Raw genomic sequence first — 25,333 nt, 5'->3', positions numbered from 1 at the left:
ACACCGGTAAAGTAGCGCGGCCTGCTGCGCGGGCATCCGTGATTCCAAGCATTCCTCAAGGTTGGCGGATGTCCGCTGCCGGCGATCGGACCGGCAGCACAACTCGGGATGCGCGACGACGCTAAAGGGATTCGCGCTTCATTCGGGCAGCGGCGCGGCCTCTGGTCTGCTGGTCCAGTTCGACCTTGCGGATCCGCACCATCTCGGGCGTCACCTCGACGCACTCGTCCTCGCGGGCGAACTCGAGGCACTCCTCGAGTGTCAGCTGACGCGACGGCGTCATCGACTCGAAGTTGTCAGCGGTCGACTGACGCATGTTGGTCAGCTTCTTCTCTTTGGTGATGTTGACATCCATGTCATCCGCCCGCGAGTTCTCGCCGACGACCATGCCCTCGTAGACCTCTTCGGTCGGGTTCACGAAGAACGTCATACGCTCCTGCAGGGCGATGATCGCGAACGGCGTGACCACCCCGGCACGGTCGGCGACGATCGAGCCGTTGCTCCTGGTGACGATGGGGCCCGCCCACTCGCCGTAGCCGTGCGAGATGCCGTTGGAGATGCCCGTGCCGCGTGTGATCGTGAGAAACTCGGTGCGGAATCCGATCAGGCCGCGCGAGGGCACGATGAACTCCATGCGCACCCAGCCGGTTCCGTGATTCGCCATGCTGTCCATGCGACCCTTGCGCGCTGCGAGCAGCTGTGTGATCGCGCCGAGGTACTCGTCGGGTGCGTCGATCGTCAGGTGCTCGTACGGCTCGTGCACCTTGCCATCGACTCGCTTGGTGACCACCTGCGGCTTGCCGACGGTGAGTTCGTAACCCTCACGACGCATCTGCTCCACCAGGATGGCCAGCGCGAGCTCTCCGCGTCCTTGCACCTCCCAGGCATCCGGTCGCCCGATGTCGAGCACCTTGAGGGAGACGTTACCCACGAGTTCGCGGTCGAGGCGGTCCTTCACCATGCGCGCAGTGAGCTTGTGGCCCTTGACCTTGCCCATCAGCGGCGAAGTGTTGGTGCCGATCGTCATCGAGATCGCCGGCTCGTCGACGTGGATGGCCGGAAGCGGTCGCACGTCGTCGGGATCGGCCAACGTGTCTCCGATCATGATGTCGGCGAATCCGGCAACGGCGACGATGTCGCCGGGGCCCGCACTCTCGGCCGGGTAGCGGTCCAGCGCCTTCGTCATCAGCAGTTCGGTGACCCGCACACTGTGGGTGTCACCGTCGTGCCGCACCCAGGCCACCGTCTGGCCCTTCTGGATGGTGCCGTTGAACACTCGCAGCAGGGCGAGTCGGCCGAGGAACGGCGAGGCGTCCAGGTTCGTGACGTGCGCCTGCAGCGGAGCCTCGTCGTCGTATGTCGGCGCCGGAATGTGGGTGAGGATCGCGTCGAACAGCGGCTCCAGGTCCGGGCTGTCCGGTAGTTGGCCGTTGGACGGCTCGGTGGCGGATGCCCGTCCCGCCTTACCCGACGCGTAGACGACCGGCACGTCGAGGATCGCGTCAAGATCGAGGTCGGGCACATCGTCGGACATGTCGGAGGCAAGACCGAGCAGCAGGTCCTGGCTCTCGTGCACGACCTCGGTGATGCGGGCATCCGGTCGGTCCGTCTTGTTCACCGCGAGGATGACCGGCAGCTTCGCTTCCAGCGCTTTGCGCAGCACGAAGCGAGTCTGCGGCAGCGGGCCCTCGCTGGCGTCCACCAGCAGCACGACACCGTCGACCATGGAAAGGCCGCGTTCCACCTCGCCGCCGAAGTCCGCGTGGCCGGGGGTGTCGACCACGTTGATCGTGACCGGGGTGCCGTTCGCATGCTTGCCGTTGTACAAGATCGCCGTGTTCTTGGCGAGGATCGTGATGCCCTTCTCACGTTCCAGCTCGTTGGAGTCCATCGCCCGCTCTTCGACGTGAGCATGCTCGGCGAAGGAGTGGGTCTGGTTCAGCATGGCGTCGACGAGCGTCGTCTTACCGTGGTCGACGTGTGCGACGATCGCGACGTTGCGCAGATCGTCACGGGAGCGGATGGCCATGGCTGTTGTCCTCGCGTGCAGGGATGAAGTGGATGCCTGCCCGCTTCGAAGCGACCAAGCCGAAGTCGGATGCGCCGCCTCACGCACTCGGTGCGGGCGGGCACCACGAAAGAGCGGGAGAATACCCGCCCCTGAGAAGTCTACCGCTGGCGGAGCTCGGCTCGCCCTGAGCTCGTCGAAGGGCCGAATCCTGCGCCGCGGCCTGGTTTCGACGAGCTCGATGGGCGAAACGGGTCAGTCGATCGGCCGCTTCTCGTTCGGCTCGGGCTCCTCGCCGCCCCCGCCGTATCCCGCGGCCGCCGGATACTGCTGCGGCTTCGCGTACTCGCCCGCATCGGGGTGGAGCGCCTTGTTGTCGTACTCGTCGCTGCCCGCTGCGAGGATGCGCGCACGCAGTTCGCGCCGCTCCCGCTGCACTTCCGGGTCGGGGAGCGGAACCGCCGCGATGAGGCGTTGCGTGTACGGGTCTTGCGGATTGCGCAGGATCTCATCGCGGGTTCCCACCTCGGCGAGCCGGCCGAGATGCATCACGGCGATGCGGTCGGCGAGCACGTCGATGACGGCGAGGTCGTGTGTGACGAAAAGGCAGGCGAACTGGAATTCGGCCTGCAGATTCTTGATCAGTTCGAGCACCGTGGCCTGCACCGAGACGTCGAGGGCCGATGTCGGCTCGTCGGCGATCAAGAGCACGGGGTGGAGCGAGATCGCGCGCGCGATGCCGACGCGCTGCTTCTGTCCGCCGGACAGCTCGTGCGGGTATCGCGACTTGTACGCTCTGGGCAACTCGACGCTGTCGAGCAGGCCGAGCACCTCCTTATCGAGCGCTCGGCCTTTCAGCCCCTTCGCCAGCATCAGCGGCTCACCGATCGACTGGCCGATCGTCATGCGCGGGTTCAGCGACGACGCTGGATCTTGGAACACGATGCCCGCGTTCTTGTGCACCTGGCGAACCCGCTTGCGATTCCACGTCGACAGGTTCACGCCCGTGACGTTGAGCTCGCCCGCGGTCACCGGGAGCAGACCGATCGCAGCCCGGCCGAGCGTGGTCTTGCCCGATCCGGACTCGCCGACCAAGCCCATCACCTCGCCTTTGTGCACGGTGAGGTCGACGCCGTCGATTGCACGGAACGCCTTCACCCGGCCGTGTCCCGGATACTCGATGACGATGTTCTTGAACTCGAGCACCTTTTCACGAGTGTCGAGTTCGGCCGCCACCTCGCGCGACTCTTCGAGTGCGCGCTCGTTCACCTCGATCTGCTCCATCAGCCCCGTCGGGGTTTCGTCCTCCGCCAGTGCAACAGCGGCCAACGCGACGGTGACGTCGATCTCCTGACCCTCGGCGCCCTGACCGAGGTGAGGGACGGCATCCAGCAGCGCGATGGTGTACGGATGCTTCGGCTCGCGGAAGATCTGCAGCGTGGGGCCGGCCTCCACCACCTCGCCGCGCCGCATGACCGCGACGTGGTCGGCGAGATCGGCAACGACACCCATGTCGTGCGTGATCAGCAGCACGGCGGAGTCGAGCTTGTCGCTCAGGTTGCGGATCAGATCGAGGATCTCGGCCTGCACCGTCACGTCGAGCGCCGTCGTCGGCTCGTCTGCGATCAGCAGACCGGGGTCGCACGCGATCGACTGGGCGATCATGGCACGCTGCCGCTGTCCGCCGGAGAGCTGGTGCGGGTACGAGTTGAATGCCTTGACCGGGTCGGGCAACTCGACGAGCCGGAGCAGCTCGATCGCCCTCTCCCTGGCCTCGTGCGGCGAGATGCCGTAGTGGATGCGGAGGGTCTCGATGATCTGGAACCCGACCGTGAGCACGGGGTTCAGTGCCGTCATCGGCTCCTGGAAGATGACTGCGATGTCCTTGCCCCGGATGCCGCGCATCTGCGCTGCCGACAGACCACGCAACTCGCGTCCGTTCAGCTTGATGGAACCGCTCACCCGACTGTTCGCCGGCAGCAGGTCGAGCACAGACATCGAGCTCACGCTCTTGCCGGAGCCGGACTCGCCGACGAGCGCCATGACCTCGCCGCGCTTGATCGAGTAGTTGAGCTTCTTGACCGCGGGAACCCAGACGTTGTCGACGGCGAAGTCGACACTGAGGTCGGAGACCTCAAGAACGGGGGTGTTGTTCTCCGGTGCCATCAGACGGCGGCCCCTTCTCGGCCGGTAGGCCGTATTCCAAGTCGTCCACGGCCGGTGGGCCGCGTCGCGAGTCGTCGTGCTGCCCGGGTCGCGGGCGGCACGTGCACGGAAGCGTAAGCGGATGCTGTCACGATGGATCCATGCAGAATTCCGCGGCCGTCGACCGTGATGTTTTCGTTTCGAGATTCAACCGCGTGCTCGCGGTCGTCGTGTGGGCCCTGGACGCCTTCGTCCTGGCGGGCTATGTGTGGGTTCACGGCGGCCTGCGCGACCCCTTCGCAACGGTGCCGGTGGCCCTGGTCGCTCTGCTGGCGTGGGTCGCGCTGTGGCGCCCGAGCATTCAGATCGATGACGACGGCATCCGGGTGGTCAACGTCTTCCGTACCATCGAGGTGCCGTGGCCGGCGCTCATCCACATCGACACGAAGTACGCCCTCACGCTGTTCACGCCCGGCCACCGTTACAGCGTCTGGGCGGCGCCGGCACCCGGCCGCACCGGAGCCGCCATGGCCGCCCGCAAGCAAGAACGTGGTCGCGTCGAGATGGCGCCGGTGAGCGAAAACGGCAGCATCCGGCCCGGGGACCTGATCGCGAGCGAGTCGGGCCAGGCGGCCTACCTCATCCGCGAACGATGGGCGAGGCTGCGTGACGCCGGACATATCGACGCAGGCTTCGCCGATGAGACGCCCGTGCACATCCGTGTTCACTGGTGGCTGAACGGCATCATGGCCGCTCCGCTGATCGCCACCGTTCTCGTGTTCGTGCTCTGAACCGATGTGAGCCGGCGATACGGTCATCGGGCACCGGTCCCGCTCCCGGGCGACCCGTCTCCGGGCTCGCTCGATGACGCGCGGCTCACCGTCGACTCCGCTGCAGCGGCCGCTGCCTGTGTCTGCGAAGCCTCGGCCTCGGTGGGCTCCGGTTCACGCGTGCGCTTCAGACTGAAGCGCTGCTGCCGCGGATCGAACGCTTCACGAAGGCCGTCTCCGACGAAGTTCACGCACAGCGCGAGCAGCACGATGAAGAGCGCCGGCCACCAGAACAACCACGGACGCGTGCTGAACGCGCTCTGGTTCTGGCTGATCAGGAGGCCCAGCGACGAGTCCGGAGGCTTGATGCCGAAACCGAGGTAGCTGATGGCCGTCTCCAGCAAGATCGCCGAGGCTATCAACAGTGTCGAGGCGACGATGATCACGCCGACAGCGTTCGGAAGTATGTGTCGGAAGATGATGCGCGCGTCCGACGCTCCCGCCACTCGCGCCGCTTCGACGAACTCACGTTCCCGCAGCGCGAGAAACTCGCTGCGCACCAACCTGGCGATCACCATCCACGAGACGAGACCAAGGAGCACGGCCAACCCGAACGCGCCGAGCCCGCCGGCGGTGCGACCGACGATCGCGCCGATGACGATCACCGGGATAACGATGAAGATGTCGGTGATGCGCATGAGCACCGCATCGACCCAGCCGCGGAAGTAACCGGCGATCGAACCCACGACGACACCAAGCACGGTGGCGAACAGGCCGAGCACGACCATCACCAGGACCGAGTTCTGAATTCCTCGCATCGTGAGTGCGAAGTAGTCCTTGCCGATACGGTCCTGGCCGAACGGATGCTCGCCGAAGCTGAAGGGCCACAGCGAGAGCGTGGGATTTCCCTGGTTCACCAGAGAGTTCAGTTGCTTGTAGGAGTACGGCCACCAACCGTGGATAGGGCCGATGCCGATGGCGGAGACCGAGAACAGCAAGACCGCCACATAGATGATCAGCGCCGCTACCGCCACCTTGTTCTTGAGGAACCGGCGGAAGATGATCCGCCCCTGGCTCTGGCTCTTCTCACGATCAGCAGAACCGGCCAGGTCCACACCGTCACTCAAGCTCGGCTCGGGAAGGTTTCCCTGAATAGTGCTCATGCGGCCACCTCCGTAGCCAGTCGTTCCTTGCGTTGTGCGCGCGTGCTCGAATCGGTCATCGCACACGCACCCGCGGGTCGAGCGCCGAGTACGTCAGATCGGCGAGGAAGTTGAACGCGATGGCGGTGATGGCGACCACGATGAAGTAGCCCATGATCGGGTTGACATCGGTTCGGTAGAGGCCGGCGACGAACAGCTGGCCCATGCCGCTGATGCCAAACACGAACTCCGTGATCACCGCACCACCCAGGAGAGCTCCGATGTCGGTCGCCACGAGCGTCGTGATCGGGATCAGCATGTTGCGGAACGCGTGCCGCACGATCACCGTGCGCTCAGGGAGGCCCTTCGCCCGCGCAGTACGCACATAGTCCTGGCCGAGCACTTCGAGCATCCCGGACCGTGAGTACCGGGTGTAGCTCGCGAAGCTGATCAGCAGAAGACTCAGGGTCGGCAGCAGGAAGTGGCTGAACGTGTCGAGTCCCGTGATCCAGACATCGCCGTTGAGCCCGGGGGTCGCCGACCCGACCGTGGCCAGAGGGCGTCCGTTGGTGTCGTCCATGTATGCCGGCCACGACCGCATGAAGCGGTCGAGCACGATCACGCCGGAGCTGAAGAACGCCGTGAGCGCTCCGATGCGCATCATCAGGCCACGGTCGTAGCCGCCCACGAAGAAGCCGACCACCAGGCCGACACCGACAGCGGCGACGGCGAGAATGATCAGCGTTCCGATGCTCGAGACGTTCAGCAGCCCTTGCAGTCCGAAGTAGCACGCGATCGCAATGGCCACGTTGATGCCCGCAGCCGTCCAGGCCTTGCGGTTGTGTGTGCCCGCCAGGAGCGCGACGATGCCGAAACCTATGGCAGCGCAGAACACGATCACGATCACCGGGCCCAGTGACGGCTTGATGAACCACTGCGTCACCGACATGAACCACAGGATGATCGCGGTCACCGCTCCGGCGATCAGGAACGTGATCACTCGTTTGCGGAACGCTCCGCCCACGATGAGTTGCACGACCAGTCCGACAACGACACCCCAGATGGCCAGAGCCAGCGGGGACAGAGTCGGGTCGGCCAGGAAGTTGTTGTAGCCGAGCGCGATGAAGCTCTTCAAGAGCACCGCGATCAGGAACGACGGCAGCGAGAACAGGAAGAAGCTCACCAGGGTGATCGAGTAGTCGAACCCGCTATAGGCACGGAGCGCGGTGATGATGCCCAATGTGACGCCGAGCACGACCGCCAGCACGAACGCCACCGTGACGAGTTGAAGTGTTGCCATCGTGGCCTGCGGAAGCAGTTGTGCGACCTGCTGGTTCTGGAACGTGGTGCCCAGGTCGCATCCGCCGCCCACCGGCACGATGCACCGGGCAACGCCGCCCAGCCATAGGAGCCAGCGAACGGGAGTCGGCAGGTCGAGATGCTGCGATTGAATACGGGCATCGATGAGGGCTTGCTTGTTCGGGGAGTTGGAGCCCTCGAGATCCTGAAGCGGATCTCCGGAGTTCGCCGCGAGCACATACATGATGAATGATGCGGCGATCAGGATAAGGATCGAGACGCCGATGCGCCTCGCGATGTAACTGACCATGGAGAACGAGAACCTCTGCTATCTGGAGGCACGATCGAATCGAACGGCGACATTGCCGACATGCGTACCAGATGCTACGCCGAACAGGTCGTGCCCAGCGACGGGGCGTCGAACCGGTTTGGTCCGACGCCCCGCGCGACTCGTGTGATCTTAGCTGATCATTCGATGGAGCGGATTACTTGGTCCACTGCCAGAAGTTCCAGAAGATCCCGTTCTGGCCACCGTAGTACTCGATGCCCTTGACCTTGCCGGTGTAGGCGAACACGCCCGGCAGCTGGAACAGCGGCAGACCGTACGCGTCCTTGAACGCGATCGCGTCGATCTGCTGCTTGATCTGCATCAGCTTGCTCGGGTCCAGCGTCGTCTGCGACTTCACCGCCAGGTCACTGGCCTGCTGGTTGTTGAAGTTGTTGTAGTTGCTGCCGTTGCCGATCTGGAACAGCTGCGGGAGCGCGGCGTTGCCCGCACCCGGGTTGATCCAGCCGAAGATCGACGCGTCGTAGTTGCCGCCCGGAAGCAGCGTGCCCCACTGCGGCGAGCCGCCGTCGACCACGTTGAAACCGGCCTTGGCCGCCGATGCCTGAATCGCCTGGAACGAGTCCACGCGGTTCGGGTTGCCCGTGTTGTACAGGATCTTGACGGTCGGCGTCTTGCCGGCGAGCAGCTGCTTCGCCTTGGCGATGTCGACCTTGTCGTAGGCGGACGATCCGTTGTTCTTGACGGTCTCCGTGTATCCGTCCTGCCCCGGCAGGAAGATCTGCGAGTCGAGCACCTTCGCCTTGGGGTTGATCGGCGTGATGATCGCGTTCAGGATGTCCTGGCGCGGAACCGTGAGCAGGAACGCCTCACGCACGGTCGGGTCGCTGAACACCGGAGACTTGAAGTTCAGGTCCAGGTGGTCGTACGCCGTCTGGTCGCCCTGCAGGATGTGAACTCCGGACACCGACTTCAGCGCCTTGATCGTGTCGGCGGAAGGCTGCGGCTGGATCGCGTCGACCTCGCCGTTCTGCAGCGCCGTGACCTGAGCGTTGGCGTCTCCGATGAACCGCATGACCAGCTTGCCGAACTTCACCTGGTGAGAGCCCTTGTAGTACGGGTTCGGTACGAAGGTCATCGACTGCTTCGGAGTCCATGCGGACACCTCGAGCGGGCCACCGGAGATCAGAAGGTTCTTGTCCTTGGGCAACGCGGTGGCGTCGTAGCCGGTGTTGAAGAGCTTTGCAGCCTTCTGGATGGTCGCGTTCGGAGCAGCTGGGCTGTCCGGGTTGCCCTTCGGCGTCTTGAGGAACGCGTTCGTCAGGTCCTTCAGACTGACACCGATCTCCTTTGCGACGGCGTGAGCGGGGAACTGGATCGGGTTCACGAGCTGCCAGTCCACGTAGGGCTGGTCATAGGTGAACGTGATCGTGCGGTTGTTGTTGCTGACCTTCGGCAGGTTCGTCGAGTACACGCATCCCGCAGCGGTGGTGAAGTACTGCGTACCGGAGGTGACGTTGCCGGCGGCGTCGAACTTGGCGGAGTCGTAGTAGCAGCTGTTCCAGGCCCAACCGAGAATCAGGTCGTCAGCTGTCATCGAGACGCCGTCGGACCACTTCGCATCAGGATTCAGCGTGTACTCGACCTTGAGCGGGCTGTTGCTGAGCTTCTTGTAGGTTCCGATGTCGGTGTTCGGCACGATCTGGAACTTCTGGTTCAGCGTGAAGAACTGCGGCTGGGTCATCTGGTTGATGTAGCCGTTGGTGTCCAGGTTGCCCTGAGGAGTGTTCGTGTTGAACGACGTCGCCTCATTGACCTGGGCGACCGTGATGGTCTTTCCGCCCGACGATGCCTCGCTCGAGGGAGTGCTCGTCGTGCAGCCGGAGAGCACTAGGCCCGCGGCGGCGGCGACCGCGACCGCGCCCATAACGGGACGCAGACGCTTTCGCGTGATCTTCAATGTTCCTCCTGGTTGGGGATTTGGCGCACGCCGAACAGGGGTACTGCGGCGCACACGAGATAGGAATGAAGATAGACACCTCTCCGGCGCGGCACAAAACCCACGGCGGGAACCGTTACGAGGTAGTGACCGTGTGAGCAAGATTCGAGCGTCTATTTCCGAAATCGCGCAGATTTTCGTCGCGAATTGCAACATTTGATCAATCATGAGCATCGCTCATCATCGATGATTCACTGCGCAGACCTCGTGTCGGTGACCAGGTCGTTCATGACAGGATGACTGGCATGGGCGAGGCGGGCGACGTGCGGCTGCCACGAGCATCCTTCCCGCTCGAAGGCGTGCTGGAACGCGGCGATCGCGCGCGGCTGTGGTGGGAAGTCGCCATCGTTCTCGGACTGTCGCTCGGGCAGTCCGCCGTGTACTCGATCTTCACGATCGTGCAGCGGCTGGCAGCTCCCACTCCCTTGAAGAACCAGAGCGCCCAGCTGAATCCGTCGCAGTCGTCGACGCAGTGGGTGGACTTCACGTACCAGGTGCTCGACATCGGGTTCTCGTTGATGGCGGTCGCGCTCGTCGTCTACCTGCTCTGGCAGCCGGCGCGAAGCGGTTTCCGGCGCATCGGCCTCGACTGGTCTCAGCCGTGGCGTGACCTGGGCGGCGGTGCGCTGCTGCTCGCGGTGATCGGTGTGCCCGGGCTGGCGCTGTACGCGGTGGGGCGTGCGATAGGCATCACCGTCGACGTGCAGGCGTCTCCCCTCGACCAGTACTGGTGGACGGTACCCGTTCTGCTGCTCTCCGCCGTGCGGGCCGCGCTGCAGGAGGAGATCATCATGATCGGATACCTCTTCACGCGCCTCAAGCAGCTGGGCTGGAACTCGTGGTGGGTGATCGTCGCGTCCGCGCTCGTGCGCGGCAACTATCACCTGTACCAAGGAATCGGGCCGTTCTTCGGCAACGCCGCCATGGGAGTCGTCTTCGGTTGGTGCTACCGGCGGTGGGGACGCACCGCGCCACTCGTGGTCGCGCACAGCCTGCTCGACATCGTCTCGTTTGTGGGCTATCCGCTCGCGGTCGCACTATGGCCGGGCATTTTCGGCCCCTCGAAGTGACTGCGATGACCGCGCGACGAATGCCTCCGCCGGCTCACCGCCCGCCTCCACCCGCTCACCGCCGGCCTCCACCGGCTCACCGCCGGCCTCCACCCGCTCACCGCCCGCGAGACTGCACGCCCGCCCCGAGGCAGCGGGTGATAACCACTGTTTCGGGCGGCGCGTGCAGTCTCGCGCACGCGTGGAGCCGGTGGAACAGCGTGACGAGTTATCCACAGTTCGATAGGCCGAGCGTCTGAAAGGCGACCAGGCTGGTCAAGCTTCACGGATGCAGCTTTCACGAACCACAACACCCGCCGCCATCCGTGTGGTCGCGCGGCCACCCATCCCCTTGATGCACGTGACGCAGTTGACCCACGTCGAGCGTCTACTGGCGCGGAAGCAGGTCGTGCGCGTCGGTCGCGCCGTCTACGCGCGAACCGAGGACTGGAGTGAGCTCGCGCCATGGCAGCGCTACCTATGCCGGGTGCATGCCGTCGCACTGACGCACCCGGATGCCATCTTCTGCTATGAGTCGGCGGCAGCGCTCTGGGCCCTGCCGATCTTCGGCGACCCGGGCATCGTGCACATCCTCGGCGGCACGGAGTCCACGTCTCGCCTGCATCACGGCATCCGAACGCACACGGCCGCGCAACGCGATGACATCGTCGATCTCGGCGGGATCCTGGCCACTGGTCGCGCGACGACCGTCCTCGATATCGCGCGGAGCCGCCACCACATCATCGGATTCACGCTCGCGAACGCGGCGCTGCGCGACGACGCGACCCTCAGCCTCGACCTGCTGGCCGACGGGAACGAGAGCCGGCCGAGCACTCGGGGACGCAGACACGCTCGTTGGGTGGTCGCGAATGCCACCGCCCTGCCGGAAACTCCGCTAGAGGGCATGAGTCTCGCCGTGCTGCTGTGGCTCGGCTTCGAACGGCCTGCGCTGCAGATTGAGTTTCCGTACGACGGAGGTGTCGACCGCGTCGACTTCTGGTGGGAGGGAACACGGGTGGCCGGCGAATCCGATGGGGATATCAAGTACGACGGGTCCCTCGGCACGGAACCGCTCGCAACCATCCGTGCCGAGAAGGAGCGCGATCGGCGCCTGCTCCAGCGCGCCGACGGCATCGCTCACTGGGGATGGCGCGACGTCGTCCTGGTCTCACCCTTGCGTGCCGAGGTGCTCAGAGCTGGCCTGCTGCCCATCCGTGCCGAGGATGCCGCGTCACTTGCCGGTATCGCGAAAGCGTTGCGGTCCCAATAGGCGACTCGGTCCCCGCGCCACTCGCGAGACTGCACGCCCGGCCCGAGACAGCGGGCAATAACCTTCGTTTCGGGGTGCGCGTGCAGTCTCGCGGGGGTGGGTGGTGTGGTGCACCGGGACGGCGGTCGGAGCGGGCGCCGCTAGGCGAACGCTTCGACCGGCGGGCAGGCGCAGAACAGGTTGCGGTCTCCCCAGGCCTGGTCTATGCGGCGCACCGGCGGCCAGTACTTTCCCCGCACGAGGCCCGGAACGGGGTAGACGGCCTGCTCGCGCGTGTAAGGGTGCGTCCACTCCCCCACGACGACGGACTCCGCCGTGTGGGGAGCGCCGCGCAGCGGGTTGTCGTCGGCCGGGAAGGCGCCGGCTCCGACGGCATCCGCCTCGGCCTTGATCGAGATCATCGCTTCGACGAACCTGTCGAGCTCGGAGATGTCTTCGCTCTCGGTCGGCTCCACCATCAGCGTGCCCGCGACCGGGAAGCTCATGGTGGGCGCGTGGAATCCGTAGTCGATGAGGCGTTTGGCGACGTCGTCGACGGTGACGCCCGTGGCATCGGTGAGCGGACGGATGTCGAGGATGCACTCGTGTGCCACCAGGCCGCGCTCGCCCGCATAGAGCACCGGGTAATGCTCGCGAAGTCTGGCAGCGATGTAGTTGGCCGACACCACTGCTGCGCCCGTTGCACGAGCGAGTCCCTCGGCGCCCATCATGCGCACGTACGCCCAGGAGATCGGCAGAATGCTCGGGCTCCCGTACGGCGCGGCAGACACTGGTGCGCCGTCGTGCGCGTACCCCACGTGGTCGTTCGACTGCATGAGCGGGTGGCCCGGCAGGAACGGCGCGAGGTGCGCCTTCGCCGCGACGGGGCCGACACCTGGACCGCCGCCGCCGTGCGGAATGCAGAACGTCTTGTGGAGGTTGAGATGCGAGACGTCTCCGCCGAAGTCGCCGAAGCGGGCGAAGCCGAGCAGCGCGTTCAGGTTCGCACCGTCGATGTAGACCTGTCCCCCTGCAGCGTGCACGGCGTCGATCACGTCGGCCACGTCATGCTCGTACACGCCGTGCGTCGACGGGTAGGTGATCATCAACGCGGCGAGCTCGGGAGCGTGCTGGGCCACCTTGGCGCGGAGGTCGTCGAGGTCGACGTTGCCCGTGGCATCCGTCGCCACCACGACGACCCGCATGCCGGCGAGCACGGCCGACGCGGCGTTCGTGCCGTGCGCGGACTGCGGGATGAGGCATACCGAGCGATGCGTATCGCCGTTGGCATCGTGGTATCCGCGAACGGCGAGCAGTCCTGCAAGCTCTCCCTGACTGCCCGCGTTGGGCTGCAGTGAGACCGTGTCGTACCCGGTGAGCTCCGCCAGCCACGTCTCGAGCTGGGCGATCAGATCGAGGTAGCCGCCGACATCGGATGCGGGCGCGAACGGATGCACGGCCGCAAACTCCGGCCACGTGACGGCCGCCATCTCGGTGGCCGCGTTGAGCTTCATGGTGCACGACCCGAGCGGGATCATGCCCCTGTCAAGCGCATAGTCCCTGTCGGCGAGCAGCTTCAAGTAGCGCATCATCCCCGTCTCGGAGTGATACGAGTTGAAGACCGGATGCTCGAGGTAGCCGCTCGTTCGCGCAAGCTCGTCAGGGAATCTGCGGAATCGCTCCGGCGACATGGCGACCGACTCGCCCGGCTCCGACTGGTAGTACTCGTCGCCGGGGACCTTTCCAGGTTGTGCCGGCCCCGCCACGATGCCGGGAATGCCCCCGAACACGCGTTCCACGTTCGTCTCGTCCACGCTGAAAGACAGCGTCGTCTCGTCGACCACGAGCGCAAGGATGCCGGCCTCGTGCAGTTCTTCGGCGGTGCGCCGAGCGTCGCCGACCTGCACACGGATGGTGTCGAAGTACGACTCCGTCAGCACTCGTGCGCCGCGCTGCGTGAGCAGGTCTGCGAGCAGCGCCGTGTTCGCGTGCACGTTCTGCGCGATCGCACGGATGCCGCGCGGGCCGTGGTACACCGCGTACATCGACGCCATCACCGCGAGCAGCACCTGAGCGGTGCAGATGTTGCTGGTCGCCTTCTCCCGCCGGATGTGCTGCTCGCGGGTCTGCAGGGTGAGCCGGTAGGCGGGCTTGCCTGAGGCATCCTGGCTGACGCCTACGAGGCGTCCGGGGAGCTGGCGTTCGAGTCCGCTGCGCACCGCCATGTAACCGGCGTGCGGACCGCCGAACCCCATCGGCACGCCGAAACGTTGGGTGGTGCCCACCGCGATGTCGGCACCGAGTTCGCCGGGTGCTTTGAGCAGGGCGAGCGCGAGCAGGTCAGCGGCCATGACTGCGAGACCGCCGCCGGCATGTACGGCGTCGATGACGGCCGACGGATCCCAGACCCGACCGGATGCCGACGGGTACTGGATGAAGGCACCGAACGCTTCGGGCAGCTCACCTGCGTCGACCGAGGCGAGATCGAGCTCGACGAGATCGATTCCGACGGCCGCAGCGCGACCGCGCAGGATCGCAAGCGTCTGCGGGAAGGCATCCGCGTCGACGAGGAAGACGCTGGACTTGGCCCGTGAACCGCGCCGAGCCAGCAGCATCCCCTCCGCGACGGCGGTGCCCTCGTCGAGCATCGACGCGTTCGCGATGTCGAGGCCGGTCAAGTCGCACACCATCTGCTGGAAGTTGAGGAGGGCCTCGAGGCGCCCCTGCGAGATCTCCGGCTGGTACGGCGTGTAGGCGGTGTACCAGCTCGGGTTCTCCAGTACATTCCGCTGGATGACCGCCGGGGTCGCCGTGCCGTAGTAGCCGAGCCCGAGGAACGACGTGTTCACACGGTTGCGGGACGCCAGATCGCGCAACTCCGTCAGGGCATCCCGCTCGCTCACACCCTCGACGGGCAGTGACCGGTTCGGCAGGTCTGCATCAGCGGGCGATTGGATGCCCTTGGGCACGGCCGTGCGCACCAGCTCGTCCACCGAGGCGAAGCCGAGTGCGTCGAGCATGCTGCGCGTCGCTTCCGCGTCCGGACCGATGTGACGATCGGCGAACGTGCTGCGGACCCCCTCCCCGAAAGATCTTGCGCTCATCGGGCGGCGCTCGTCCGGGCCGGCGCTCACTCCGAGTCGCCGATCAGCGCCGCGTAGGCTGCGGCATCCAGCAGGTCTTCCAGCCGCGTTGCGTCGGCGACCCGCACCTTGAGCAGCCAGCCCGAGCCGAACGGGTCCGAGTTCACGAGCTCGGGCGAGTCGACCACCGCCTGATTGGACTCGAGCACCTCACCGGTGACCGGCGCGAAGAGCTCGCCGACCGACTTGGTCGACTCGATCTCGCCGACGACGGCGCCCTCGGCGGCGTCGCTTCCGGCCGCCGGGAGGTCGACGAACACGACATCGCCGAGCTTCTCGGCGGCGTACTCGGTGATGCCGACGGTGACGGTGTCGCCGTCGCCGAGCACCCACTCGTGCTCTGCGGTGTAACGGCGATCGGTGGGCACGGCCATGTCAGTTCTTCTTTCTGCTGTAGAAGGGCAGGGTGGTGACGGTGAACGTGATGCGCGATCCGCGCACATCCACGTCGAGTTCGAAGCCGGCCTCGGCGTATCGCGGGTCGACGTAGGCAAGCGCGATCGGATGCCCGAGCGTGGGCGAGAGCGCCCCCGACGTGACCTCGCCGATCGGGGAATCGTCGCCTGCGGCGGCGGAGCCGGGTTCGGTCTCGTCCGACGGGTGCGCGTGAAGTGTGTACCCGGCGCGGGCGGCGCGCTTGCCCGCGCCCTCCAGAGCGACGAGCACGCGGGCATCATGCGGCGCACCCTGCTCGATCGCGGACCGACCGACGAAGTCGGCCGGCTTGTCGAGCACGACCACCCGCCCGAGCCCGGCCTGCGAGGGGAAAGTGCCCTCCGTCAGCTCGTGCCCATAGAGCGGCATGCCCGCTTCCAGACGCAGCGTGTCGCGAGCGGCGAGTCCAGCGGGCACGATGCCTGCTCCGGCGCCCGTCTCGAGCATCGCATCCCACAGCGCCGGCGCGTTGTCGGGCGCGATGTACAGCTCGAAGCCGTCCTCGCCGGTGTAGCCGGTGCGGGCGATCAGCACCGGATGGTCCTGGAACGTGCCGGACAGGGACCGGTAGTACTTCAGACCGGCAAGCGCGTTCTCGACGTCGGGCTCCTCGTGGTCCTCGGGAACGTCGTCGCCGGCCTCGATTCCGAGCCCCTCGACGTTCTGCAGGATCTCCAGCGCGCGTGGGCCCTGGATCGCGATCAGGGCGATGTCGTCGGACTCGTCGTAGACATCCGCCTCGAAGGATGCCGACCGCGTCGTCAACTCCTCGGCCACCTTGTGCCGATTGGCCGCGTTGGCCACGACCAGGTAGCGGTCGGTGCCCGTGCGGTAGACGACGAGATCGTCGAGGATGCCGCCCCGCGCGTTCAGCAGGAGGCTGTACTTCGCCTGGCCGTGGTTCAGTGCGGACAGGCGCCCGGCGAGCGCGTGATCGAGTGCGTCGGCGGCCTGTGGTCCGAGCACGACGATCTCGCCCATGTGCGAGAGGTCGAACAGCCCGGCGGCGGTACGCACGGCATGATGTTCGGCCAGGTCGCTGGAGTACCGCACCGGCATCTGCCATCCGGCGAAGTCCGTGAAGCTCGCTCCGGCGGCGACGTGCGCGTCGTTCAGCGGCGACAGCTTCTGCGATGGGGCCTGCTTCTGCGATGAGGGCTGGGCCATGAGTTCTCCGAATCTGTTCGCGGGGGAACTTGGGGTCACCCGTCGAGGACGGACGCGTCATGCGACACGTCTCGTGAGAACTCCCCCTCTGTCACTGAATGCCTGAGAGATTCGGCCCGCGAGCGCGGACCTTTCACCGTGGGCGAGCCCGAGGCGGATGCCGCGGACTGCTCTCCAGAGCGGCCAGCTCGATGCGGTAGGGGTACCTGAGAGATTGTCGGGGAGGATTGCTCCTTCGGTGCCCGCTGCGGGAGGACCCGCGCGGACTCTCCCGCATCGACCGTGTGGCCCGATCTTCTGTTGTGCGCTCAGCTTATCGCGCGCAGCTTTCACGGAACCGGCGTGCGCCGCCTCGGGGACAACAGGCACATCGCACAGAAACAGGCAGATCCTGCCTGTCCTCACGCGACAACCGCATTACTGCCTGTTCTCAGGTGGATGGGTCCATGTGACCTTAAGGTGTATGATCACTTCAGGTCATTCGAACCTTTAGTCACATCGGACTTCACCATGAACGCAGACGCAAGCGGCCCCACCGTGCGAGCACAGGCATCCGGCGCGGATGTCGAGCTCGCGGTCTCGACCGTCATCTTCGCCCTGCGCTCGGACGATCGCTTCGGCGCACAGGGCTCGGCATCCACGCTCTGGCTACCGCTCGTGCGACGCATCCGAGAGCCGTTCGAGGGCCGATGGGCACTGCCGGGCGGCCCCCTCCGTGTGACGGAGGGTTTGGCCGATGCCGCACGCCGCACGCTCGGCGACACGACGGGCCTCGCGCCGCGCTACCTCGAACAGCTCTACGCGTTCGGCGATGTCGACCGCTCCCCCGCCGGCACGTCCGACGCGGCCCGCGTCGTCTCGATCGTGTACTGGGCGCTCGTCGGCTCCGGCGAGGCGTCCCGTGCCACGGTCGGCCAGAATGTGCGCTGGTTTCCGGCGGACGAGTTGCCGCCGCTCGCATTCGACCACAACGTCATCGTCGAGTACGCACTGTGGCGGCTGCGCACCAAGATGGAGTACTCCCGCATCGCTCACGCCGTGCTCGGCGAGACGTTCACGCTCGCGCAGCTGCGCGAAGTGCACGAGGCGGTGCTCGGCAGACCGCTCGACCCGGCGAACTTCCGGCGGGCCATGGAGGCATCCGACTCGCTCGTCGACACCGGCGAACGCCTGACCGGCACCCGGCACCGGCCGCCGAAGCTCTACCGGTACGACGCATCCGTCGACCTCGCCGACAACGGACCGCTGCCGCCCCCATGAGTGGCACGCACGGCCCGAGGCTCCTGGGGACGTACCTCCCCCGGCCGGTTGAGCTTGGCCTCACCACACCGCCGAGAGCTGGTTTCGACAGGCTCAACCAGCGGTGCCCGCGGCAGGCAGGCAACCAGCGGCAGGCAGGCAGGCAGCGGTGCCCGGCAGGCAGGCTCAACCGGCGGCACTTTCCGATCACTCCACAACCGAGAAGGCATCTCATGACCATCACCGCCTCCGTCGAACGCACGATCCAGCTCATCTCCTCGGGCGATGAGCGGGGCGAGACCTGCACGCCCGAGCTCGTGGAGGCACCGTGGGAGTTCGACCTGGGAATGCCCGGGTATGGACCAGGGGCGTCCATGGGTGACGCGATCCCGGCCGGCTCGCCCGTCCAGGGCGAGCTGCCGCAGGAGTACCGCGACGCGTCCGCCGACGAGCTGGCCGATCGCATCCGTGCTGCCAAGGAGACGCTCGGCGAGCGCGTGATGGTGCTCGGCCACTTCTACCAGCGCGACGAGGTGGTGCGGTTCGCGGACTTCGTGGGCGACTCGTTCCAACTCGCCAATGCGGCCAAGGCGCATCCGGAGGCGGAGGCGATCGTGTTCTGCGGCGTGCACTTCATGGCAGAGACCGCGGACATCCTGACCTCGAGCCGGCAGAGCGTCATCCTGCCGAACCTGGCGGCCGGATGCTCGATGGCCGACATGGCCGACATCGACTCCGTCGAGGAGGCGTGGGAGCAGCTCATGGAGCTGTATCGGGACGAGCAGGCCGGGGGGATCACGGATGCCGGCGGTACGGCATCCGTGATCCCCGTCACGTACATGAACTCGTCGGCGGCGCTGAAGGCGTTCTGCGGCAGGCACGGCGGAATCGTCTGCACCTCGTCGAACGCGTCGACCGTGCTGCGATGGGCGTTCGAGCGCGGCCGTCGGGTACTGTTCTTCCCCGACCAGCACCTGGGCAGGAACACGGCGAAGGCGATGGGCATCCCCGTGGGACAGATGCCGATGTGGAATCCGCGCAAGAGCCTCGGCGGCAATGACGCGCCGTCGTTGCGAGACGCGAAGGTCATCCTCTGGCAGGGCTTCTGCTCCGTGCACAAGCGGTTCACGGTGTCGCAGATCGCCCAGGCACGAGCGGAGCATGCCGGCGTGCGCGTCATCGTGCACCCCGAGTGCCCGATGGACGTGGTCGACGCCGCAGACGAATACGGCTCGACCGACTACATCGTCAAGGCGATCCAGGCAGCGCCCGCCGGGTCGACGTTCGCGATCGGCACCGAGATCAACCTCGTGCAGCGACTCGCGGCGGAGTATCCGCAGCACACCATCTTCTGCCTCGACTCGGTCGTGTGCCCGTGTTCGACGATGTACCGCATCCACCCCGGATACCTCGCCTGGGTGCTGGAGTCGTTCGTGCGCGGCGAGGTCGTCAATCGGGTGCGCGTGACCGATGAGGTCGCGACCGATGCCGCAGTGGCGCTCGAGCGGATGCTCGCTGCGCGCCCCGACACGACGATGGCGGCCTGAGAATGCCCCGGGTGGTGATCGTCGGCAGCGGCATCGCCGGCCTCACGGCCGCGCTCCGGATCGCGGCGTTCGCCGACGTCACGCTGCTCACGAAGGGTGCATTGCAGGAGAGCAACACGCTGTACGCACAGGGCGGCATAGCGGCGGCGCTGTTCGCCGACGACAGCGTCGAACTGCACGTGCAAGACACTCTGCGGGCCGGCGCCGGACTCGGCAACGAGGATGCCGTGCGCATCCTCTGCTCCGAGGGCCCGGAACTCGTGCGCGAACTGGTGCGCTTCGGAGTGCCGTTCGACCGGTCGGACGACGAACTTGCGCGCGGTCTCGAGGCCGCGCACTCCCGCCCGAGGGTGCTTCACGCGGGGGGCGACGCTACCGGACGCGCTATCGAGGTGACTTTGGCGGCGCGGGTGCGGGCATCCGGAATCCGTGTCGTCGAGAACACGATGCTGACCGATCTCGTCATGGATTCCGGCCGCCCGGTCGGCGTGCGCACGCTCGATGCGGACGGGCGCGCCGGGGTGCTCGCGGCAGAGGCCGTGATACTCGCGACCGGCGGCGCGGGACGGCTGTATGAACACACGACGAACCCACACGGCGCAACAGGCGACGGGGTCGCCGCCGCGTGGCGGGCCGGCGCCGAACTCGCCGATCTCGAGTTCTATCAGTTCCATCCGACCGCGCTGGCGGTGCCGGGCGGAACGCTCGTTTCGGAAGCGGTGCGCGGTGAGGGCGCGGTGCTGCTGGATGCCACGGGATCGCGATTCCTGCAGCACGTTCATGCGGATGCGGAGCTAGCGCCTCGCGACGTGGTCGCCCGGGCGATCGCACGACAGATGACGGCGCAGAACGGCGCGCCGGTGCTTCTGGATGCGACGGGGCTGGGTCGCCGATTCCTCGCCCGTCGGTTCCCGACCATCCAATCGGCGTGCGCCGCCGCCGGACTCGACTGGGCATCCGAGCCGATCCCGGTGACGCCCGCCGCCCATTACTGGATGGGCGGGGTGAAGACCGATGCCTGGGCCCGAACGAGCATTCCCGGTCTCTTCGCGATCGGCGAGGCGGCGTGCACCGCAGCGCAAGGAGCGAACCGACTCGCCTCCAACTCTCTGCTGGAGGGTCTGGTCTTCGCGGCCCGCGCCTCCGACGCGCTGTCTGCTACCGAGCTTCCGACCTCGCCCGTGGAGGACACCACTCCCTCGGGAGAGGCGGACGAGTCGGCGGACGCGAGGACGGGAACGAACGATCTCGGGAACGTCATGTGGCGCTATGCGGGCGTCGAGAGGGAGGCGAACGGGCTGCGTGAGGCTCTGCGACGGATCGGAGCGCTGGAACGCGCTTCGAGTGCCGCAACGCCGTCGAACATCGCCGCGCATGAGGAGCGCAACCTCTTGACCGTCGGCGGCCTCGTCGTGCGGACGGCGCTGGCACGCGAGGAATCGCGCGGCGCCCACTACCGCAGCGACTTCCAAGACGTGGCCTCCGAGGCCGTGCACAGCAGAGTCGTCCTTCGCGACGGCGACGTGCATATCGACACATACATCGGAGCCCGCCAGGGCATGACACGAGAGGTGGTCGCCGCGTGCTGACCCAGCAGATCATCGACCGAGTCGTCACGATCGCCCTCGACGAGGATGCGCCATGGGGCGACGTGACCAGCGAGCTGTTCATCCCGGCGGAGGCGACGGCATCCGCACGCCTGGTCGCCCGTGAACCCGGAGTGTTCTCCGGCGGTCAGGTGCTCGTGCGCACCATGCTGGCCGTCGATGAGCGCATCGTCGTAGAACTCCTCGTCGGCGACGGTGGAAGGTTCGAGAAGGGACAGACGCTCGGCCGCATCACAGGGCCTGCTCGGGGCATGCTGCGCGGGGAGCGGGTCGCGTTGAACCTCGTGCAGCGAATGAGCGGCATCGCCACGTTGACCGCACGATATGTGGGGTTGACGGCTGGAACGGATGCCCGCATCGTCGACACCCGCAAGACGACGCCCGGGCTGAGAGCCCTCGAACGCCACGCCGTGGTCTGCGGCGGCGGGCGCAATCATCGCAACTCGCTGTCGGATGCCGTGATGGCGAAGGACAATCACCTCGCTGTACTCACCGCCGGTGACCGATCGGTGACCGATGCCATCCGTTCCGTACGCGAACGGCTCGGTCACACCACGCATCTCGAGGTCGAGGTGGACCGCATGGACCAGATCGAGCCTGTGCTCGCCGGCGGAGTCGACACGATCATGCTCGACAACTTCACGGTCGACGAGCTGCGTGAGGGCGTCGCCCTGGTGGCGGGCCGGGCGATCGTGGAGGCCAGCGGCAACGTGAACCTCGACACCGTTGCCGCCATCGCCGGCACGGGGGTCGACGTCATCTCGGTCGGCGCGCTCACGCACAGCGTGCGCTCTCTCGACATCGGGCTCGACCTCGACATCTCATCCCCTACGATCGAGCCCTCCTCGCCGCTCAAGCCCTCCCCGCCGGTTGAGCCATCCCCGCCGGTCGACCCCTCCCCGCCGGTCGACCCCTCCCCGCCGGTTGACCTCGTCGAAACCAAGCCCGCCACCGCCTGAGCCTGCTCATGACTGCACCCACCACCCTCTACCTCGATGCGGCGGCGACGACGCCGGTGCGCCGCGCCGCGCTCGAGGCAGCCTGGCCGTACTTGACGGGCGAGTTCGGAAACCCGTCGAGCACGCACGAGGCAGGTTTACGGGCTGCTGCCGCGCTGACGGATGCCCGCACTCGCGTCGCCTCGGTGCTGGGGTGCCGCGCATCCGAGGTGGTGTTCACCGCGGGCGGCACCGAGGGCGACAACCTCGCAATCAAGGGCATCGCGCTCGGCGACCCCCGAGGACGCCACGTCGTGACAGCCGCGACGGAGCACGAGGCCGTGCTCGAATCCGTGGACCACCTGCGTCGAGTCCACGGCTTCGAGGTGGATCTCGTGCCGGTCGACGAGTACGGCACGGTGACTGCGGACGCTCTGAGCGCCGTGCTGCGCACCGACACCACTCTCGTGTCGCTGGCCTACGCGAACAACGAGATCGGAACGATTCAACCGATCGCCGACCTGGTCGGAGCGGCTCATCGGGTCGGTGCTCGGTTCCACACCGATGCGGTGCAGGCGGCCGGGCGGCTCCCGCTCGACGTTCGACGGCTCGGTGTCGACGCGCTCTCGTTCTCAGGGCACAAGGTGGGTGCCCCAAAGGGCTCAGGCGCCGTCTTCCTACGCGGCGGCATGCCCGTTGAGCCGGTGTTGCACGGCGGTGGCCAGGAGCGCGGGCGCCGATCGGGCACCGAGAACGTAGCGTTCGCGGTCGCTCTGGCCACAGCATTGGCGTCGGCCGAAGCCGAGCGATCGGCGTGGCCGGCGGGTACGGGGCCGGATCCGATCCGGGACCGATTCATCGCCGGGGTACTCGCACGCGTTCCCGGGGCGAACCTGACCGGGCATCCCGAGAAGCGCATCCCGGGGCACGCATCGTTCGTGATCGACGGCGTGAACGGTGAGACCGTGCTGCTGGAACTGGAGCGCCGAGCCGTCGTCGCCTCCAGCGGTTCCGCCTGCGCGGCCGGACGCACCGAGCCGTCGCACGTGCTCACGGCGATAGGGCTGCCAGACGACGTGGCGTCCACGGCGCTGCGGTTCAGCTGGACGGGTGCCGTAGGGTCCGAACTCGACCGTGCGGTCGACGCGCTCGTCGAGGCCGTTGCTGCAGTGCGGCGTCCCGCTTCGTCTCCCGCCTGACGGGCGGCGAATCGCCCGTCCAGTGCCGTCGAGTCAGGGCGATTCTGCGAGAGCGGCGAGCCGGTCGACGGATGCCATCAGTCGCTCAGAGGTGGTGGCTCGCGCCCGCTCCAGGCGAGACTCGTCGTTCAATGCGGTCCAGTCGTACGTGTGAGTGACTCTCGTTCGACCCGGTTCGATCTCCGCGAGCTCCCATCGCCACAGTTGCCCGATCGGCGGCTTTCCCTCCTCGGCGGGCATCCACGCGATGCGCTTCGCCTCCTCGAACTCGACGACATGGTTCTCGCGTACACGGCCACCGCGGTTCGTCATCGCGAAGACCTGTCCGACGCGGCGAACCCGCTGCCCGGGCTCGGCCTCGAGGAGGTTGTCGTTGCCGTCCCAGCGGGGCTGCTGCGTCGGGTCGGCGATCAGCTCGAAGATCGCTACGGCGGGCGCCAGGATGTCACGGCTTGCGGAGGTGACGCGCGTCGCGTCGTCGTGCTCGGTCATGCTCCTGTTCTATCGCGGCGGCGCCGTTCATGGGCTCAATCGGTTCGGCCATGCGAACAAGTTCGCACGGCACTCACTTCAATCGCCTCTACCGCATGATCTCCCAGCGGCGCATCCGACAGGATGGAGCCATGACGGCATCCGACATCATCCCCGCCGACCTGCTACCGATGCTCGTCGAGCCGAACTTCGGATTCCTCGGCACCATCAGGCCGGACGACACCGTGCAGGTGAACCCGATGTGGTTCGAGTTCGACGGCGAGCACATCCGGTTCACGCACACCACGAAGCGGCAGAAGTATCGCAACCTCGAGCACAACTCGTCGATGAGCCTCGCGGTCGTGCGCGAGCGTGACTTCTACCGGTACCTGGAGGTGCGGGGCCGTCTGGTCGACATCGTGCCCGACCCGGAAGGCGAGTTCTACGTGCGCCTCGGGCGGCGGTACGGGGATGCGGATGCGCAGCCGCCGGCGGACCGCGCCGACCGCGTCATCCTGGTGATGAGCGTGGAGCACGCCGGCACGAACTGAGCCTCGGACACACCGCTGCGAACTGCGACGCACACGAACTCCTTGCGATGTCGATCACTGCCGGAACGGACAGAGCCTGCGCGTGCAAGGGCGCCTCACGAAGGCACGCCCGTGTTCAGAGCAGTTCGCCTCCGGTCTGACATCGCGGGCAATACTGGGCCGTCGTGCTGGCGAACGCGAAGTCCCGTATCGTGCCGTCGCATCCAGGACACTGTTCGCCGGTACGCCCGTGCACCTGCATCGCGGCCGTCTTCGCGGCCTTGAGCTCGGACATCGGGATGCCGCGGCGCGCGTCGATCGCGCCTCGCATGACCCCGACCGTGTTCTCGAAGAGCCGATCGAGTTCGTCCTGGTCGAGTGCAGAGGCGTGGGCTACCGGGTTCAGTCGCGCCGCGAACAGGATCTCGTCGGAGTACGCGTTGCCGATGCCTGCAATGGACTTCTGCTCCTCCAGCACGGCCTTCAGCTGTTTGCGCCGGCCGGCGAACGCACGGTCGAAGTCCGCGCGCGAGTAGCCCTGATCGGCCGGATCCGGTCCCAACGCGGCGATAGCGGAGACATCGAGCGGGTCCTCGACGATCCACACGGCGAGGGACACCCAGCCACCGGCATCCGTCAGTTCCAACCGCGTACCGTCGCCGAAGCCGAGGATCGCCAGAGCGGGCGGCACTTGCTGCTCAGGCGCGACGGCGACGTCCCATCGTGCCCAGCCGTGCCTGCCGAGCGAGGCTACGAGATGTTGGTCGCCGAAGACGAGATCGAGGTACTTGCCGAAACGCCGAGCGTCGGCAAGTACTGATCCGACCAGACGTTCCGGCGGGCGAGACCGCGTCTTGACGACACGGAACTCGAGCACGTCCACCGCGGTGAGCGCGCGACCGGTGAGCCGTTCGCCGATCTGCTCGACCACGGCCTGCACCTCGGGTGACTCGGGCACGGGGTCAGCCTTGCATAGACGTGCGACGGTGGCGCGTGCAGGTCACAAGTCGAGGCGCGCCAGCGGTCCTCGCTACTGCGCCTGACCAGTTCACAGGGCGGCGCCCAACTCGATCACGTGATCTCGCTCGATGCCTGCGGTTGCTCTACCCC

At 66.7% G+C, this 25,333-nt stretch carries 19 protein-coding genes and 2 riboswitches; of the genes, 9 read left to right on the top strand and 10 right to left on the bottom strand.

The features are described 5' to 3' along the window. Positions 1-121: 121 nt before the first annotated feature. Entirely contained in the window at positions 122-2,029 is a 1,908-nt protein-coding gene (gene typA, locus ACYVDK_RS11445) for a GTP-binding protein TypA/BipA (RefSeq protein WP_460521775.1), read from the bottom strand. A gap of 234 nt (positions 2,030-2,263) precedes the next feature. After that, positions 2,264-4,174, bottom strand: coding sequence for an ABC transporter ATP-binding protein (locus tag ACYVDK_RS11440; RefSeq protein WP_460521773.1), 1,911 nt, complete (start codon positions 4,172-4,174; stop codon positions 2,264-2,266). Between the two features lie 140 nt (positions 4,175-4,314). Here ACYVDK_RS11440 and ACYVDK_RS11435 point away from each other — a divergent pair, with 140 nt between their 5' ends. Then, positions 4,315-4,944 (top strand): PH domain-containing protein, encoded by a 630-nt coding sequence (locus ACYVDK_RS11435; protein ID WP_460521769.1) that lies wholly within the window; start codon positions 4,315-4,317, stop codon positions 4,942-4,944. A 23-nt stretch (positions 4,945-4,967) separates the two neighbouring features. Here the strand turns inward: ACYVDK_RS11435 and ACYVDK_RS11430 are convergent, their stop codons facing one another. From ACYVDK_RS11430 to ACYVDK_RS11420, 3 genes are all read right to left on the bottom strand, one after another. Beyond that, a complete protein-coding gene (locus ACYVDK_RS11430) occupies positions 4,968-6,086 on the bottom strand; it encodes an ABC transporter permease (protein ID WP_460521767.1) in 1,119 nt (372 codons plus the stop codon). Positions 6,087-6,141: 55 nt separating this feature from the next. Beyond that, positions 6,142-7,674: an ABC transporter permease gene (locus tag ACYVDK_RS11425; protein ID WP_460521765.1), complete on the bottom strand. Its 1,533-nt coding sequence runs from the start codon at positions 7,672-7,674 to the stop codon at positions 6,142-6,144. Between the two features lie 175 nt (positions 7,675-7,849). Beyond that, entirely contained in the window at positions 7,850-9,610 is a 1,761-nt protein-coding gene (locus tag ACYVDK_RS11420) for an ABC transporter family substrate-binding protein (protein WP_460521763.1), read from the bottom strand. A gap of 284 nt (positions 9,611-9,894) precedes the next feature. Between ACYVDK_RS11420 and ACYVDK_RS11415 the strand changes: the two genes are divergently transcribed. Together ACYVDK_RS11415 and ACYVDK_RS11410 are read left to right on the top strand one after the other, a co-directional pair. Beyond that, complete coding sequence (locus tag ACYVDK_RS11415; protein WP_460521761.1) at positions 9,895-10,719, top strand: CPBP family intramembrane glutamic endopeptidase; 825 nt, start codon at positions 9,895-9,897, stop codon at positions 10,717-10,719. 268 nt (positions 10,720-10,987) lie between these two features. Beyond that, positions 10,988-11,968 carry a hypothetical protein gene (locus ACYVDK_RS11410; protein ID WP_460521759.1) on the top strand — a complete coding sequence of 327 codons (981 nt, stop codon included), beginning with the start codon at positions 10,988-10,990 and terminating at the stop codon, positions 11,966-11,968. Positions 11,969-12,108: 140 nt separating this feature from the next. On the opposite strand, the gene gcvP is transcribed toward ACYVDK_RS11410, so the two are convergent. From gcvP to gcvT, 3 genes are read right to left on the bottom strand one after another with little or no spacing between them, the layout of a single operon-like run. After that, a complete protein-coding gene (gene gcvP, locus ACYVDK_RS11405; protein ID WP_460521757.1) occupies positions 12,109-15,051 on the bottom strand; it encodes an aminomethyl-transferring glycine dehydrogenase in 2,943 nt (980 codons plus the stop codon). A gap of 26 nt (positions 15,052-15,077) precedes the next feature. Beyond that, complete coding sequence (gene gcvH / locus ACYVDK_RS11400) at positions 15,078-15,464, bottom strand: glycine cleavage system protein H (protein ID WP_460521755.1); 387 nt, start codon at positions 15,462-15,464, stop codon at positions 15,078-15,080. A gap of 1 nt (position 15,465) precedes the next feature. Further along, positions 15,466-16,692: a glycine cleavage system aminomethyltransferase GcvT gene (gcvT, locus tag ACYVDK_RS11395; RefSeq protein WP_460521753.1), complete on the bottom strand. Its 1,227-nt coding sequence runs from the start codon at positions 16,690-16,692 to the stop codon at positions 15,466-15,468. An 81-nt stretch (positions 16,693-16,773) separates the two neighbouring features. Continuing rightward, a riboswitch (glycine riboswitch) is annotated at positions 16,774-16,875 on the bottom strand. Position 16,876: 1 nt separating this feature from the next. Next, positions 16,877-16,976: riboswitch (glycine riboswitch) on the bottom strand. 226 nt (positions 16,977-17,202) lie between these two features. Between gcvT and ACYVDK_RS11390 the strand changes: the two genes are divergently transcribed. The 5 genes from ACYVDK_RS11390 to ACYVDK_RS11370 all read left to right on the top strand — a co-directional run bounded on the left by ACYVDK_RS11390 (position 17,203) and on the right by ACYVDK_RS11370 (position 23,222). Further along, positions 17,203-17,952, top strand: coding sequence for an NUDIX hydrolase (locus ACYVDK_RS11390; RefSeq protein WP_460521751.1), 750 nt, complete (start codon positions 17,203-17,205; stop codon positions 17,950-17,952). A gap of 212 nt (positions 17,953-18,164) precedes the next feature. After that, positions 18,165-19,478 (top strand): quinolinate synthase NadA, encoded by a 1,314-nt coding sequence (nadA, locus tag ACYVDK_RS11385; protein ID WP_460521749.1) that lies wholly within the window; start codon positions 18,165-18,167, stop codon positions 19,476-19,478. A gap of 2 nt (positions 19,479-19,480) precedes the next feature. Further along, entirely contained in the window at positions 19,481-21,067 is a 1,587-nt protein-coding gene (gene nadB, locus ACYVDK_RS11380) for an L-aspartate oxidase (protein ID WP_460521747.1), read from the top strand. Then, complete coding sequence (nadC, locus tag ACYVDK_RS11375) at positions 21,061-22,044, top strand: nicotinate-nucleotide diphosphorylase (RefSeq protein ID WP_460521745.1); 984 nt, start codon at positions 21,061-21,063, stop codon at positions 22,042-22,044. Before nadB ends, nadC begins: the two co-directional genes overlap by 7 nt. A gap of 8 nt (positions 22,045-22,052) precedes the next feature. Beyond that, entirely contained in the window at positions 22,053-23,222 is a 1,170-nt protein-coding gene (locus tag ACYVDK_RS11370; RefSeq protein ID WP_460521743.1) for a cysteine desulfurase family protein, read from the top strand. 33 nt (positions 23,223-23,255) lie between these two features. Here the strand turns inward: ACYVDK_RS11370 and ACYVDK_RS11365 are convergent, their stop codons facing one another. Beyond that, complete coding sequence (locus ACYVDK_RS11365; protein WP_460521741.1) at positions 23,256-23,714, bottom strand: SRPBCC family protein; 459 nt, start codon at positions 23,712-23,714, stop codon at positions 23,256-23,258. 131 nt (positions 23,715-23,845) lie between these two features. On the opposite strand from ACYVDK_RS11365, the gene ACYVDK_RS11360 reads away from it, so the two are divergent. Next, positions 23,846-24,244, top strand: a complete 399-nt coding sequence (locus ACYVDK_RS11360; protein ID WP_460521739.1) for a PPOX class F420-dependent oxidoreductase — start codon at positions 23,846-23,848, stop codon at positions 24,242-24,244. 115 nt (positions 24,245-24,359) lie between these two features. On the opposite strand, the gene ACYVDK_RS11355 is transcribed toward ACYVDK_RS11360, so the two are convergent. After that, a complete protein-coding gene (locus ACYVDK_RS11355; RefSeq protein ID WP_460521737.1) occupies positions 24,360-25,181 on the bottom strand; it encodes an Fpg/Nei family DNA glycosylase in 822 nt (273 codons plus the stop codon). Positions 25,182-25,333: the final 152 nt, after the last annotated feature.

It is taken from the genome of Humibacter antri, from assembly GCF_054777235.1.
This window is presented reverse-complemented; position numbering and strand designations above follow the sequence as displayed.

Coding starts and splice junctions, on each gene's coding strand:
- typA (WP_460521775.1), bottom strand. CDS start 2,029: ATGGCCATCCGCTCCCGTGACGATCTGCGCAACGTCGCGATCGTCGCA.
- ACYVDK_RS11440 (WP_460521773.1), bottom strand. CDS start 4,174: ATGGCACCGGAGAACAACACCCCCGTTCTTGAGGTCTCCGACCTCAGT.
- ACYVDK_RS11435 (WP_460521769.1), top strand. CDS start 4,315: ATGCAGAATTCCGCGGCCGTCGACCGTGATGTTTTCGTTTCGAGATTC.
- ACYVDK_RS11430 (WP_460521767.1), bottom strand. CDS start 6,086: ATGAGCACTATTCAGGGAAACCTTCCCGAGCCGAGCTTGAGTGACGGT.
- ACYVDK_RS11425 (WP_460521765.1), bottom strand. CDS start 7,674: ATGGTCAGTTACATCGCGAGGCGCATCGGCGTCTCGATCCTTATCCTG.
- ACYVDK_RS11415 (WP_460521761.1), top strand. CDS start 9,895: ATGGGCGAGGCGGGCGACGTGCGGCTGCCACGAGCATCCTTCCCGCTC.
- ACYVDK_RS11410 (WP_460521759.1), top strand. CDS start 10,988: ATGCAGCTTTCACGAACCACAACACCCGCCGCCATCCGTGTGGTCGCG.
- gcvP (WP_460521757.1), bottom strand. CDS start 15,051: ATGAGCGCAAGATCTTTCGGGGAGGGGGTCCGCAGCACGTTCGCCGAT.
- gcvH (WP_460521755.1), bottom strand. CDS start 15,464: ATGGCCGTGCCCACCGATCGCCGTTACACCGCAGAGCACGAGTGGGTG.
- gcvT (WP_460521753.1), bottom strand. CDS start 16,692: ATGGCCCAGCCCTCATCGCAGAAGCAGGCCCCATCGCAGAAGCTGTCG.
- ACYVDK_RS11390 (WP_460521751.1), top strand. CDS start 17,203: ATGAACGCAGACGCAAGCGGCCCCACCGTGCGAGCACAGGCATCCGGC.
- nadA (WP_460521749.1), top strand. CDS start 18,165: ATGACCATCACCGCCTCCGTCGAACGCACGATCCAGCTCATCTCCTCG.
- nadB (WP_460521747.1), top strand. CDS start 19,481: ATGCCCCGGGTGGTGATCGTCGGCAGCGGCATCGCCGGCCTCACGGCC.
- ACYVDK_RS11370 (WP_460521743.1), top strand. CDS start 22,053: ATGACTGCACCCACCACCCTCTACCTCGATGCGGCGGCGACGACGCCG.
- ACYVDK_RS11365 (WP_460521741.1), bottom strand. CDS start 23,714: ATGACCGAGCACGACGACGCGACGCGCGTCACCTCCGCAAGCCGTGAC.
- ACYVDK_RS11360 (WP_460521739.1), top strand. CDS start 23,846: ATGACGGCATCCGACATCATCCCCGCCGACCTGCTACCGATGCTCGTC.